Source organism: Paenibacillus diazotrophicus (assembly GCF_042610465.1).
The window spans coordinates 298,555-312,633 of record NZ_JBGJZN010000003.1 but is presented as its reverse complement, the minus strand read 5'-3'; the positions used below and the strand labels follow the sequence as shown (position 1 = coordinate 312,633).

Sequence of the window (14,079 nt, the reverse complement as noted above, 5' to 3'; positions counted from 1 at the left end):
TTGAAACCTTAACAGGACCTCTTCATCCCGCCTTTACAGTTACCAGTAATTGTAGTAGACTTTCGTCGAACAATCGGTAACAGATGTTACCGGATACTTGCCATTCAGGAGGAAATCTATGAACCCGAACCCTGCTGTGTTGCAGGCCTGTCTGCTGTTTCGGGGACGGTCAGTGGAGGAGATTGAAGCGCTGCTGCACAAGATGATCTACACTGTAAGCGAATATCCGAAGAAAGCCGTAATCTTGGCGGAAGGAGATACGGCCGACCGTCTGGGCATCGTGCTCTCCGGACGGGTAGAAGTTCAGAAGAACCATCCCACCGGCAGCAGTGTAACCATCGCCCATTTGACTCAAGGTCAGACTATTGGTGAAGCTGTGCTGTTCCGCAAGAACAACAGCGTTCCCGCCACGGCAACTGCCGCTGACCCCTGCACGATTATGTTTATTAGCAAGCAGGAGCTGCTGCGCATGTTCACGGCAGATACAGACATGCTGACCCGCTTCATTGAGAACCTGTCCGAGCGCCTCGTGCTGGTCAACCGGAAGATTGAGAATCTGTCTGCCGGACCATTGCGGCGCCGGATTGTCGATTTCCTGCTGGAGCAGGCTGAACTGCAGTCTTCCGATCAGTTCCGGCTTCCTTTCAGCAGAAAAGAATGGGCCGAACATTTAAATACAGCACGCCCTTCGCTGTCCCGTGAAATGGGGATTCTGCGTGATCAGGGCTGGATTCAGTTCAAAGGCAGGGAGATTGCTCTGCTGGACATCGTCCAGATGAAAGATTACATTCACAGTGTAGACACCGCACCCGAAGGTAGAGGCTGAAGAGGTTCTACTGAAATACAGAGGATATAAAATGAGGTAAAGAACTTAGGTATGGGCAAAAATGACGGAGGTTAAGTCTAGATACTTACACAACTCTTAAGCTATTGAGATGTAGAACCTGCCTGGAATGGAGACGAATTGTTATGGAGCGAAAACAGGTGTTTACAGGCTCTCCTTGGGAATCGACTGTAGGGTACTGCCGGGCCATCCGGGTTGGGAACCGGATTGAAGTGGCAGGAACAACAGCGATGAAGGACGGGGAAGTGGTTGGCAAGGATAATCCGTATGAACAAGCCAAGTTCATTCTCCAGATTATTGAGAAAGCGCTTGACGAATTGGGCGCAGGCATCGCAAATGTTGTAAGAACAAGAATGTTCGTTACGGATATCTCCAAATGGGAGGAATTCGGAAAAGCTCATGGGGAATTTTTCAGGGATATCCAGCCTGTTGCGACAATGGTTGAGGTACAAGCGCTGATCGACCCCGATCTGCTGATTGAAATTGAAGTGGAAGCTATTGCACCCTAAAAACAAGAAACGGTTACTTTCCTCCCCGGTGGGTGCCAACCACCGACGCTCGGAAACAACGGTATTTCTGCCGTTGTTTCCGAGTAAACCGGCCACTGACGTTTCAGACACCCCCTCAAATTCCGCTCAGTTTTAGCCAACATCTCTGGCGGCAACCCAGGCGGCAACCTCTTGTTCGGGGATGGGTCTGCTGATATAGTAGCCTTGAATTTTGTCACAGCTTGTACGCTCCAGGAAAGACAGCTGATCTTGTGTCTCTACACCTTCGGCGGTCACGTTCAATCCCATATCATGTCCGATGGTGACAATGGAGCTGACCAGCGACATGTTGTTCGGTGAATCAATACTGTCGATAAAAGACTTATCGATCTTCAGTGTGGTAATCGGCAGCTGTTTCAGATAACTCAGTGAGGAGTAGCCTGTCCCGAAGTCGTCCAGCGCAATACCAACCCCCTTCTGCTTCAGCGATTCCAGCTTGGAGCCGATCACCTCGAAGGATTCCATAAAGATAGACTCCGTAATCTCCAGCTCCAGATACTCCGGTGCAAGTCCGGTTTCTCTGAGAATGGACAGCACCGTTTCCGTGAAGTCATCCAGCATCAGCTGGATCACTGAAATATTGACCGAGATGTGATAGCCTTCGAAGCCCTGTGCATGCAGCTCCTTGGTGAACTGGCAGGCGGTGCGCAGGACCCATTCCCCAATCGGAACAATCAGCCGGCAATCCTCAGCGATGGTGATGAATGACAGTGGGGATACGAAGCCAAGTACAGGACTGTTCCAGCGGATCAATGCCTCAAAGCCCCAAATGTCGCCTGAACCGGTATCCACAAGCGGCTGATAGTGCAGCAACAGCTCATTGTTCGCAATCGCGTTCCTTAAGTAATGCTCCACAATCATCCGTTCATCAAAATGCCGCTGCATCTCCGCACCATACAGAACATAGGTGCCTTTGCCCTCCTCCTTCGCCTTGTACATCGCGATATCGGCATTCTTCAGCAGCTCCCCGGCACTGGTCCCGTTCTCCGGATATCTGGCGATTCCCATACTGATTGAGATATGCACACTGCTGTCGTTAAGCTCAAAAGGCTCACCAAAGCCCTGAACCAGCGACTCTGCATAGTAAATCACCTCAGAATAACCGGCAATATCCTTGATCAGAATGACAAATTCATCCCCGCCAAAACGGAAATGCATACACCGTCCGTCCGACAACTCCAGCAGCCGCTTACCAGCCTTCACCAGCAGCTGATCGCCTAAAGTATGGCCCATGGTGTCGTTGATATATTTAAAGTTATCGATATCTAGAAAAAAGAGTGCGGCTTGCCCTTCCGGTTGTTCTCCGATGAAATTCTCCAGCTCTTCCGACAGTGACAGACGGTTCGGAAGCCCACTCAAGACATCGTTATAGGCCAATAAACGGTATTTCTCTTCACTGGCCTGCAGTAGCTCCTGGTTCTCCACTGCCTTCTTATACTGCTCCATAAGTTCATCCTGCAGAGCCGTAAGCTCCTCATAAGTGGACTCCAGCTCCTGATAACTCATTTGCAGCTTGCTCTCATAACCCTTCCGGTCTGTAATATCGACCATCGATCCCGCAAAACGGACATACCCGCCGGCTGCATTCCGCAGCACCTTGCCCCGGGCCTGAAACCATTTATACTCCCCTGATTTGCTCCGCATCCGGTATTCCGCATAATAATAGGAAGAACGCCCCTCCAGATGCTGCGATCGTGCCTTCTCCTGCTGCGCCGCGTCCTCGGGATGGATAATATCCCGCCATCCCCCATGGCTCTCATTAATCTCATCTCGTTCATAGCCCAGTAGTTCGTACCAGCTGTCCGAGAAATAATAGATCATCGTGGACATATCCACGTCCCAGATCACCGCATCCGAGCCATAGGCAGCGAGACTGAAGCGCTCATTGCTTTTTTCCAGATTGCATCGGATCCGTTTCACCAGCTGGACGTAGAACAACAAGATCAGGATAAAGGCTACCAATATGGTGAAAGCCGCGATGATGCTTAGGACCAGTGTTTTATACGTTTCATAGAAGGAAAAGGGCTTATTGATAATCTCGCTGCCCTCTGGCAGCTTATTTATGGAAACACCAAAATGCTGAAGCTGGTTATAGTCAAACACATTCCGCTTAGTGCCATCCTTAACGATCGGCAGTTCGTCGGCACGTTCACCTTCAAGAATGCGCAGTGCCAGGCTCGCGGAAGTACGGCCCTGGATTTTGCCGCTGATCAGGCTTCCGCCAAAAGCTCCATGGTTCAGTCCAAAATCATATAGATGGTATACCGGTACGCTGCTGCTGCTTGCTAGCTCGCTGGCAAACCTGTTCAATTCGATAATTCTACCGGTAGAATCACTAAAAAAAGTAGTCATCAGCACCATACTGTCTGAAGAAAGGGTGGAGACCTTTTGCTTAATCTGTTCAAAGGAAAACCGGTTCATAGGAATGATCTCTAGACCCCGGTTGAGCGAGGCAATCTGATCCATAACCATTTGGCCCGTGGACAGTCCGCTTTCAGAGTTGTCAAATACAACATATACCTTGCGGATTAGGGGATTAATATGCAGCGCCATTTGTATCGTTTGGGTAGGATTGATCTGTTCGATTACACCGGTCAGGTTATGCTTGTCCGGTATGCTGGCCACCCCCCGTTCATTGACACCACTGAATATAATCGGCGCATTATGCAGGAGCTCCTGTCGGTATTTCAAAGCAAAGCTAAGTGCGGCGTCATCTGTGGTAATGATGGCATCGATAGGGGTATTCTGGTATTTTAACTTGATTGTATTGTACAGGTTCTGTAGATTTTCCTTACTCGGGTATCTTTTCCAGTCCATATACTCCGTATAGATCAAAGGCACATTGCTTGCACCTTTCAGAGTCTCTTCAATACCCGCGCTCTGCTCATCCGTCCATTCAAAACCTTTCTGATAGGAGTGAAGCACCAACACATTCTTCGGAGGGGCATCCTCGGCCCTGGCAATAAATGACGGATACAGAAACACCCACAGCATGACACACAGAATCAAAGGCACAAGCCAGCCCTGCAAACCCTTGCGATGTAATCTCCCTACGCCCATTAGTATTACCCCCATGCATCTGTCGCAAAGTCTTCGTCTTACTCCAAAACAGGTCTCCTTAACCTTATAAAAACACACAACAAAACGAGGAGTTTCGACAATATACTAATTCGTTAGCTAGCTTCTGCTTCCCTCTTTATGTATTATTTTCATTTATTAAAGGGCAGCGAAGTAGAACCAGGCTTTCTAGACAGCTTAAGGCATACGGGATAGAATAAATTAGCAGCAACCCTTAGACAGGAGAACTTATCATGCCCACCATAAAAGATGTAGCCCTCAAAGCAGGTGTATCGGTGACTACCGTATCCCGGGTGCTGAACAGCAGGGGCTACTTGAGCGATGCCCTGAAGAAAAAGGTACATACCGCGATGGAGGAACTGAACTACAGACCCAATGAGCTTGCCCGTTCACTGAGCCGTTCCAGATCCAATATTATCGGGCTGATTATTCCCCATGTGTCACTGCCGTTCTTCGGAGAATTAACGAGCCGGATTGAGGAGCATGCCTACAGGAACGGATATAAGCTGCTGCTCTGCAACTCCCAACAAGACAAAATCAAAGAGCTTGAATATATCGATATGCTGCGCGCAAGCCGGGTCGACGGTATCATTATGGGAAGTCATACGCTAGAGGTGGAAGCCTACCGGCAAATGAATCTGCCCCTGGTCACCTTTGACCGGCAGATCTCACCGGATATCCCTTATGTCTGCTCAGACAACTATGCCGGGGGACAACTGGCTACCGCCTTATTAATAGAAAAGGGCTGCCGGCAGCTCGCCCATATCGGCGGTCATCCTCAGCTGAACCTCTTGTCCCACCTCCGGTATGAGGCTTTTGCCGATACGGCCCGGAAGCATGGCGTGTGGCAGACCTCACTGCACACAGACGATAACAGCTTCGATGTCCAGGCTTATGAAAGGCTTCTGGAGCAGCTTTTCCGGGAGCATCCTGGAATCGACGGCATCTTTGCCGGCAGTGATCTCATTGCTGCCTATGCACTGAAAGCCTGCCGGGAGAGCGGCCGCAGCGTGCCTGGAGATGTACGGATTATCGGCTATGACGGGATCGATCTGCGCAGCCTGTTCCATCCCGCCATCTCATCCATCCGCCAGCCGATGGATGAGATGGGCCGTCTCGCCGTAGAACTAATCGTGAAGCAGGTCGAAGGCGCCCCCGTCGCTGCCGAGAATATTTTGCCGGTAGAACTCGCGGCAGGAGCCACGACGTAAGGTTAGACGAATGCGAACTGCTTGAGCAGAAATGATTCAGGCTGAAGTTCAAGGCGTAGTTCTAAATGCGAATACCCCGCCTCTCCTCCAGTAATAGAGGAAAGACGGGGTATTGCCGTTTACCGCTTCATCAGTTCCAGCAGCTTCTCTGCGCTCAGCTCCGTGGGCCGGGACACCAGCAGATCGGCCGCACCCAGCTGGACTGCGCTTCCGATGCCCGCCGCCTTCATGCCTGCGGCTTTGATCGCGGCTATGCCCGCTGCCGCATCCTCCACGCCGATGCAATGGCCCGGCGTGACCCCAAGCAGCTCCGCCGCCTGCAGGAATATCTCCGGATCGGGCTTGCCCTTCCGCAGACTGGCCGGATCGGCGATCGCCTGGAACCAGCGGGCTGCGCCGAGGCGTTCCAGAATCTGCGGAGCATTCAGGCTCGCCGAGGCCAGCCCCAACAGGATTCCCCGCTCACGCAGGGAATCGAGCAGCTCCGGAATCCCCGGCAGCAGGTCCGCCGGGGTAATCTGTCCGATCATTTCCCTGTAATGATCGTTCTTCTGCTCCGCAAGCCGCTGCTTCTCGGCTTCCGTGAGGCTCATGCCGCTGTCCTCCAGCACGATGTCCAGCGACTCCATGCGGCTCACGCCTTTCAGCCGTTCATTCTTCTCCCGGCTGAAGGGCACCCCGAGGCCATCCGCAAGCGCCTGCCAGGCCATATAATGATATTCGGCCGTGTCGGTAATCACGCCGTCCAGATCGAAGATCACCGCTTCCAGCCGTTTCGCAAGCGATACGGTCACCGGTTCATGCGGAGACAGCTGCAGCGTCTGCTCCAGGTGCCGGATCTCCAGACCTTCTCCTTCAAGCAGTGTATATACCACTGCCTCACGGTCTACATACACATCCAGCAGTTGGCCGCCTGATGTAATTTTAAACCGGTAGCTCTGCCACTGTTCTGGAAGTGCCGGATGGAAACAGAGTACGCCGTCATACTGGCGCATTCCGCCAAACCCATTCACAATCGACATCCACGACCCGGCCATCGCTGCCATATGAAGCCCGTCTTTAGCATTGCGGTTGATGTCATCCAGGTCCATCCGTACCGTGCGGTCGAAGTAAGCATAGGCTCCTGCCAGGTCACCGATTTCAGCACAGACAATGCTGTGAATACAAGGGGACAGGGAAGAATCATGGGTTGTAAGCGGCTCATAATACTGATAATTACGGATTTTGTCAGCCAGGCTGAATTGATCGCCGAGCAGGAATAATGCCATTACGAGATCTGCCTGCTTCAGCACCTGGTGCCGGTAGATTACGAGCGGGTGATAGTGCAACAGCAGCGGATATTTATCCGCCGGGGTCTGTTCGAAGTCCCATTTCTGCTTGCTAAGGAACGTATCATCCTGCGCATAGATACCCAGCGTCCTGTCAAAAGGAATATACATTTTCTCCGCGGCTTCCAGCCAACCCTCTGCCTCCAGTGCACTTATTCCTATACTGCATTCCAGCCGCTCGTAATCTTCGGGATACTCACGGCGGAGCAGATCCGCTGTCTCATAGGCATAGAGAAACTGATCCCGTACCATCAGGTTCGTATAGGCGTTATTGTTCACAATCGCTGTATATTCATCGGGACCGGTTACAGCATCTATGCAGAAGGCCCCGCCGCGTGCTGGATTGTAATGACCCAAATCTGCCCAGAAACGAGAGGTTTCAAACAGAATCTCCGCGCCTTTGGCGGCGAGAAACTCTCTGTCGCCTGTCGCCTGAACATACTGTTTGATAGCATAGGCGATGTCTGCGTTGATATGGACCTGGGCTGTTCCAGCCGGGAAATATGCCGAGTTCTCCTCACCGTCGATCGTCCGCCAGGGATAGAGTGCCCCGGCCTGCGACATGACTGCCGCGCGCTCACGTGCCTTGCCCAGTGTGGCATAACGGAACTCCAGGAGCGCACGGCTCACCTCCGGCTGCGTGTATGTGAAGAACGGCAGCATGTACATTTCGGTATCCCAGAAATAATGCCCCTCATATCCTTCACCCGTCAGGCCCTTTGCCCCGATATTGGTTACACCGTCACGGCCCACCGACTGCAGCAGCTGAAAAGCATTGAAGCGGATACCCTGCTGCAAAGCCGGGTCACCTGTAATCTCTACATCCGTGTGATTCCAAAATACATCCAGGCAGGCCTGCTGTTCAGCAGCAAGTCCGTCAAAACCGCAAGCCGCCGCCATCTCTAGCACTACCCTGCTCCGGCTATGAAGCTCCTCCTCGCCATAATCCTTGGAGGTATGATAAGAAATATACTTGCTCAGCGTAACGCTCTGCCCGCTGAGTACTTCAGCGGAATAACCTATCGAAATCCGCTGACCAGCCACATCGCGGCTAACCTCAAGGCCGGACTCCGCCTGCAGTGTATGGCTCGTAGCAGTCCACAGTGCGAACTGCGTATGCCGGGTCCGCTGCTTCATCCAGAGGAATCCTGCAGCCTCATCATAACCCGCGTCTTCCAGCAGTAGGCTCGGTGCACCACTTCCAGATCCGAGCCGCGGGTCTCCGCTTGTCTCCTGCCGGACGATCTCTCCATCCATCGCGGAGATGAACGTCAGCGTACCATCGAAATTAAGCGCCGTTACGCGGTAATCGATCGCCGCAAGATGCTTGTGATTGAGGGCCACCATCCGCCGGATCTCTATCAGGACACGGTGGCCTGCAGGCGATTCCCACTCCACTTCACGGCGGAGGACGCCGCTTCGCATATCCAGGCTCCGCTCGTAGCGGCGTACAGTACCACTGTTTAGATGAAAGGCATGTCCTTCAACGCTCAGCTCGATGATCCGGGCATCGGTTACATTCAGCATCGCCTGGTTGCGGTCAGGATACCCGTACGCCCCCTCGGGATACACAATAGGCTCCGAATCAAAGAACCCGTTCAGATAATTACCGGCCACTGAGGTTCCTGCACGGCCATGATAGCCTTCCTCGAAATTGCCGCGCATACCGATATATCCGTTGCCCAGCGCGAACACGCTCTCGCTCCTCTGGTTATGCTCATCTTCATAGGCATCCTCGCTAAGACTCCATTCCCGGTAGGGATACAGTGCCGCCGGATGCTCATAGGGCTTCATCTTCATCTTGAACATCTCCTCCTGATCGCTGACCTCTTATGAACCCTCCACCCTCTGGAGGACGCCCTCGGCTTATACAGTCAATGGCCGGACCGAAACAGCTCTTGCATCCGTCCGGCCACTCATCAGCCTTTCACGGAACCGCCCATCAGGCCGCGTACGAAGTACTTTTGCAGCAGGAAGAAAATCGCCAGCGGCATCAGCATGGAGATAAACGCCGCCGAGGTCAGCAAATGCCAATCGTTGCCGCGCGAACCCACCAGATCGGCAATCTTCATGGACATCACCTGCACGGAAGGCTGATTGCCGATAAAGATCAGCGAGACCAGATAATCATTCCATACCCAGAGGAACTGGAAAATGCCGATGGAGGCCAGGGCAGGAACGGATAGCGGCAGAATCAGCCTGCTAAAAATGGTGAAATGGCTCGCCCCATCCATAAAAGCCGATTCAAACAAATCCTTGGGCAGCTGGCTGATGAAGTTATACATGAAGTAGGTGACCAGCGGCAGGCCGAAGGCGGTATGCGCCAGCCAGATTCCCAGATAGCTTCCGTTCAGACCAAGCGCGGTATAATCCTTGAGCACAGGAATCAGGGCGACTTGAATTGGAATTACGAGCATGGCGATAATGATTACGAAGAGTGTTTTGCGGCCCGGAAACCGCAGCCAAGCGAAAGCATATGCGGCAAAAGAAGCAATCAGCACCGGAATAACTGTAGCCGGCACCGCAATCGTCAGCGTATTCCAGAAGGCCTGCGATAGCCCCGTACCCTTTTGCATCGTTTCACTGCCGTCAGCCTCTGTGAGCTTGTATTCTTTACCGGACAGCACGTTATTGTAATTATCCATGGTGAAATCAGGTTTGGTCTCCCAGCCCTGCTCCTGCACATTGACCGTACGCGCTCTCCGGTTCTCCCACATCAGACGGCTGTCGTCCACCTTCACACCTGTCTTCAACTGATCGTCCGTGTAGGTTTTGCCGTTCACCTCAATCGGTTGACGCAGATCCACATCCTTGGACAGCTGCAGCGTTTCGCCTGCTTTCCACTCCTGATGGGGGAACACCTTCCACCAGCCAGTCTGCAGAATATCCGCTGCCGGACGGAACGAGGAAATAAAGAGGCCCAGCGTGGGAAGCAGCCAGATGAAGCAGATGACACCCAGCACCAGATTAACGATGGTTTTGCCGCCTTTTCTTTTCTTTTTGCCGACCATTTAGAATCCCCCCTGCTTGCGGAACTGACGCAGATTAATAAGAATGACCGGCAACACCGCGATCAGCAGAACAATAGCCAGCGTCGATCCGTACCCGAAATTACGGTACATAAAGAACTGCCGGTAGAACTGTGTTGCTACCACTTCTGTATCGTATTGACCTCCTGTCATCACCATGACGACGTCAAATATTTTCAATGTAAAGACGATAATGGTAGTGGTAACGGTCAGAATCGTCGCAGAAATGAACGGAATCATAATGCCGAAGAAGATCTTCACCTCACCCGCCCCATCCACGCGCGCTGCCTCCAGGATATCGTCAGGGACCCCTTTGATCGCGGCAGAGAAAATCACCATCGCAAATCCGGTCTGCATCCAGATCAAAATAACAATAAGAAAAAAGTTATTCCAGGGCTGCAGCATACTCGTCCAGGCCTGCGGCTCGCCGCCAAAAAAGGTTACGACCGCATTCAGAAGTCCGATTTGCTCGTCACCGGGCTGATAGTAATAGACGAATTTCCAGATGACCCCTGCGGCCACAAAAGAGATAGCCATCGGCATGAAGATGATTGATTTGGCGATTTTCTCGTAGCTGCTGCGGTCGGCCAGGATGGCGATGAGCAGCCCGAAGCAGACACAAGCCAGCGTTCCCACGAACACCCAGAGTAGATTGTTACGCAGTGCCGTCGCCATAAGATGGTCGCTGAATATCGCAGCGTAGTTGCTGAGTCCGACAAACTCCTCCGAAGAAGCATTAAAGAAACTCAGGTACAATGTACGCAGCGCAGGCAACACCAGCAGCCAACCGAGAATGATTACCGCCGGTCCGATAAAAATATACGGCAGCACCTTCCTGCGGATATGATCCGGGTACTGTTCTATCGCCCAGGTCAGTGTATAGTAAATCAGATACACCCCGAGCACGCCCCATAGCACAGCAAGAACCGCTGTCAGCAGCGGATTCAAAGTAGAATCCCGGAAGAACATAAAGATCAGGCCATTGATAACAATGTTGGCGAGCAGTACACCAATCGACAGGAGCACCGCCCCGATGCTGACTCTCTGTTTCGCCCCGGCACCCCCAACACGGGATTCCGGCTTTATTTGTGCATCCATATTAGCTCCTCCTATAAGTTTTGCAGAGCAAAACTTTCTTCGTAAGCCTTGTACTCGGTCGGTCTGTTCAGCCAATTGTTCCAACAGAGAAAAAGCGGGACAGGTCATACTCTCTGCACACTGCCCCGCTTTTAGATAATTATATGAATGAATAAGTTCTGCTTAGTTATTCCAGCCTGACTGAATCTGCTCCAGGGCCTTATCCAGTGTAGCCGTTCCGCTCACATAATCGGTCATGCCTTTCCAGAACGTGCCCGCTCCCACTTTACCCGGCATCAGGTCAGAACCGTCAAAACGCAGCGTAGATGCATCCTGCACCAGCTTCGCCATGCGGCGGTCAGATTCAGAGGTGTACCAATCCAGGGAAGCATCATTCATTGGAGCGATCACGCCGCCGGACTGTACCCAGGTCTTGATGGACTCGCCGGTGGTGAAGAATTCCATCACTGCACGCACTTCCGGACGGTCATTGAACATCGCATAGATATCGCCTGCGACCAGCACTGGCTTACCGTACTTAGAATCAATCGGTGGCAGGTAGAACCAGTCATAATCCTGATCCACCTTAGCCGTTTCAGGGAAGAAACTTGTGATGAAGTTGCCCATCAGGTTGAACCAGGCTTTGGGAGGATTCTCGAACATAGGCTTCGGCGCATCCCCGAAGGCTGTTGTTACGATTGATTTGGTTCCTCCATAGACATAATCTTTGTTGAGCCAGATCTTGGACATGATCTCAACAGCATTCTTCACTTCAGGAGAAGTGAACGGCAGCTCACCTTTGACCCATTTATCATAATTTTCCGGTGTGGTTGTACGCAGCATGATGTTCTCAATCCAGTCAGTTGCTGCCCAGCCTGTTGCTGCACCACTCTCAATACCAATAGTCCAGGCCGGATCGCCATCCTTGGCGATTTGTTCGGTCAGTGCCATCATGTCATCCCAGGTTTCCGGAACTTTGTACCCTGCATCATCAAATTGCTTCTTCGGATACCAGACCAGACTCTTCACATTGCTCCGGTTCCAGATCCCGGCCATGATCTTGCCGTCTTTGCCATCCATAGTGGACATATCGAGCCAGCTTTGATTGTAGTTGGCTTTCATTTTCTCCTGATCCAGCACCCCGGTCAGATCGACCACCTTGCCGGTTTTGGCAATGGAGGCCAAAAGCCCTGGTTGCGGGAAGTCAGCGATGTCAGGGGCATTGCCGCCGTCGACGCGGATGTTGATGGTCGCTTCGAATTCTTTGGAGCCTTCATACTGAATATCGATACCGGTCTTTGCTTCAAAGTCCTTGATGCTGTTCTCAAACTTCACCTGGTCAGCATCCACGAAAGGTCCAAACATGGTGACCTTGGTTCCTTTATATTCACCTTTCATAGCCAAATCCAGCGGTGAGCCCGTTGCAGCGGCCTCTGTAGGATCAGGCGAAGCCTGGCTGTTAGATGCAGCAGGGGCCTCTGTAGCCGCCGGCGGATCCGTCTTGGCCGCATTATTTGCGTTATTATTCCCGCCGCAACCGCTAAGCAGCATGGTGAAGGATAAACATAGCACCATGGCGAGTGACAGCTTTCGTCCCGTAGCCTTTTTCATTTCGTCATACATCCCCTTTAATTATGGTTTGTGAGACTGCATTCCTTATGCTTACGTTCAGTAGTTGCTCGCTTGCCTGCGGGATCACCTCCTTGCAAGAAGTAGTGGGAAATACGGCTGTCTAGGTTGTATGCGTTTCCAATACCGTACTGGCTAGATACCATTTGATATTGGCAGCTGCTCTTCCTTTGAAAAGCTTTTCATAATACACATGGCTCATCGTTCCCGCGAGGATTCTCTTACAATCAGCTTATGCTCCATTTTTTCTGTGATTACTTCTACTTTCCCGGTGGTCAGCAGCTCATGCAGCTTCTCGGCAGCTCTATAGCCCAGTTGATAAATCGGCTGTGCTATTGTCGTCAGCTTGGGAATGAACATCCCTGACATCCGCAGATTGTCGAACCCGATAACAGATACCTGGCCGGGCACGAGAATATTGCGGTCTTTCAAATAGGAGATTGCCCCCATCGCGAACTCATCCGCTACACAGAATAAGGCTGTCACTTCCGGATAATCCGTAAACAGCTCATGCGCCGCCTGATAGGCATGCTCAAAACGGTGATTGGCATACCTGACCTTCTCCACGCTATGCTCAAGGCCGGCTTCCGTCATCGCCCTTACGAAGCCATCATAACGAGGGGGTCCAGATACCGAATTCTCATGATCGAACCCGATCATGCCTATTTCGGTGTGACCCAGCTCAATCAGGAAGCTGACCGCGTCGTATGCTGCCTTTTCATCATCAATCTCCACTGTGGGTACATCGTAATCGTCTGTGTGGGAGGAGACCAGCACAAAAGGAATTCTGCAATCGGTCAGCTTCTCATAACATTCCGGGTAGAGAATATCACTGGCATACACAATTCCATCCACCTGCTTCTCATGAAAAGTGTCAATGTAGCTAAGCATCCGTTCCTTGTCGCGGTCCGTATTGCAGATCATCAGACTGTAGCCCAGCTTATTGCAGGCATCCTGCATTCCCCGGATCACTCCGGCAAAAAATAGATTCTCAATATCAGGGATGAGCAGGCCAAGCATATACGACTTCTTAAATATTAATCCCCGGGCGAAGGCATTGGGCTGATACTTCAGCTTCTCTATGGCTTCAATTACACGGCTGCGCTTGCTCTCTACTACGGTATTCGGCGCATTCATTACGCGGGATACCGTACTGATCGACACCTCTGCCATTTTGGCAACATCTCTGATTGTTGGTTTCATTAGCGTGACTTCCTTTTTTAGAAAAGCTTTTCAAAGCGATTATAGCAATGGTTTCCATAAATTACAACAGAAAATTTTTAAGCGCTTTCATAGCTTGTACAAAAGCCAAACCGGATTTTTCGGAGAAGCAAA

General features: G+C 51.7%; 9 protein-coding genes. 3 read left to right on the top strand and 6 right to left on the bottom strand.

The window, feature by feature from the left end:
* The first annotated feature begins 118 nt into the window (after positions 1-118).
* Both ACAN54_RS15590 and ACAN54_RS15585 read left to right on the top strand, forming a co-directional pair.
* Entirely contained in the window at positions 119-826 is a 708-nt protein-coding gene (locus ACAN54_RS15590) for a Crp/Fnr family transcriptional regulator (protein WP_379156726.1), read from the top strand.
* A gap of 143 nt (positions 827-969) precedes the next feature.
* A complete protein-coding gene (locus tag ACAN54_RS15585; RefSeq protein ID WP_379156723.1) occupies positions 970-1,353 on the top strand; it encodes a RidA family protein in 384 nt (127 codons plus the stop codon).
* A 132-nt stretch (positions 1,354-1,485) separates the two neighbouring features.
* On the opposite strand, the gene ACAN54_RS15580 is transcribed toward ACAN54_RS15585, so the two are convergent.
* On the bottom strand, positions 1,486-4,452 hold the full coding sequence (locus tag ACAN54_RS15580) for an ABC transporter substrate binding protein (protein ID WP_379156720.1): 2,967 nt from the start codon (positions 4,450-4,452) through the stop codon (positions 1,486-1,488).
* A 251-nt stretch (positions 4,453-4,703) separates the two neighbouring features.
* Here ACAN54_RS15580 and ACAN54_RS15575 point away from each other — a divergent pair, with 251 nt between their 5' ends.
* Positions 4,704-5,681 (top strand): LacI family DNA-binding transcriptional regulator, encoded by a 978-nt coding sequence (locus tag ACAN54_RS15575; protein WP_379156717.1) that lies wholly within the window; start codon positions 4,704-4,706, stop codon positions 5,679-5,681.
* 119 nt (positions 5,682-5,800) lie between these two features.
* Here ACAN54_RS15575 and pgmB read toward each other — a convergent pair whose 3' ends face one another.
* The 5 genes from pgmB to ACAN54_RS15550 all read right to left on the bottom strand — a co-directional run bounded on the left by pgmB (position 5,801) and on the right by ACAN54_RS15550 (position 13,947).
* Positions 5,801-8,809, bottom strand: a complete 3,009-nt coding sequence (pgmB, locus tag ACAN54_RS15570; RefSeq protein ID WP_379156714.1) for a beta-phosphoglucomutase — start codon at positions 8,807-8,809, stop codon at positions 5,801-5,803.
* 119 nt (positions 8,810-8,928) lie between these two features.
* Positions 8,929-10,020, bottom strand: a complete 1,092-nt coding sequence (locus ACAN54_RS15565) for a carbohydrate ABC transporter permease (RefSeq protein WP_379156711.1) — start codon at positions 10,018-10,020, stop codon at positions 8,929-8,931.
* A complete protein-coding gene (locus ACAN54_RS15560; RefSeq protein ID WP_379156708.1) occupies positions 10,021-11,136 on the bottom strand; it encodes a carbohydrate ABC transporter permease in 1,116 nt (371 codons plus the stop codon).
* A 162-nt stretch (positions 11,137-11,298) separates the two neighbouring features.
* Entirely contained in the window at positions 11,299-12,726 is a 1,428-nt protein-coding gene (locus ACAN54_RS15555) for an ABC transporter substrate-binding protein (protein WP_379156704.1), read from the bottom strand.
* Between the two features lie 216 nt (positions 12,727-12,942).
* Positions 12,943-13,947 carry a LacI family DNA-binding transcriptional regulator gene (locus ACAN54_RS15550; RefSeq protein ID WP_379156701.1) on the bottom strand — a complete coding sequence of 335 codons (1,005 nt, stop codon included), beginning with the start codon at positions 13,945-13,947 and terminating at the stop codon, positions 12,943-12,945.
* Positions 13,948-14,079 lie beyond the last annotated feature (132 nt).

Bases quoted from the DNA above. Each gene is read 5' to 3' on its own strand.
- ACAN54_RS15590 (WP_379156726.1), top strand. From the start codon at position 119: ATGAACCCGAACCCTGCTGTGTTGCAGGCCTGTCTGCTGTTTCGGGGA.
- ACAN54_RS15585 (WP_379156723.1), top strand. From the start codon at position 970: ATGGAGCGAAAACAGGTGTTTACAGGCTCTCCTTGGGAATCGACTGTA.
- ACAN54_RS15580 (WP_379156720.1), bottom strand. From the start codon at position 4,452: ATGGGCGTAGGGAGATTACATCGCAAGGGTTTGCAGGGCTGGCTTGTG.
- ACAN54_RS15575 (WP_379156717.1), top strand. From the start codon at position 4,704: ATGCCCACCATAAAAGATGTAGCCCTCAAAGCAGGTGTATCGGTGACT.
- pgmB (WP_379156714.1), bottom strand. From the start codon at position 8,809: ATGAAGATGAAGCCCTATGAGCATCCGGCGGCACTGTATCCCTACCGG.
- ACAN54_RS15565 (WP_379156711.1), bottom strand. From the start codon at position 10,020: ATGGTCGGCAAAAAGAAAAGAAAAGGCGGCAAAACCATCGTTAATCTG.
- ACAN54_RS15560 (WP_379156708.1), bottom strand. From the start codon at position 11,136: ATGGATGCACAAATAAAGCCGGAATCCCGTGTTGGGGGTGCCGGGGCG.
- ACAN54_RS15555 (WP_379156704.1), bottom strand. From the start codon at position 12,726: ATGAAAAAGGCTACGGGACGAAAGCTGTCACTCGCCATGGTGCTATGT.
- ACAN54_RS15550 (WP_379156701.1), bottom strand. From the start codon at position 13,947: ATGAAACCAACAATCAGAGATGTTGCCAAAATGGCAGAGGTGTCGATC.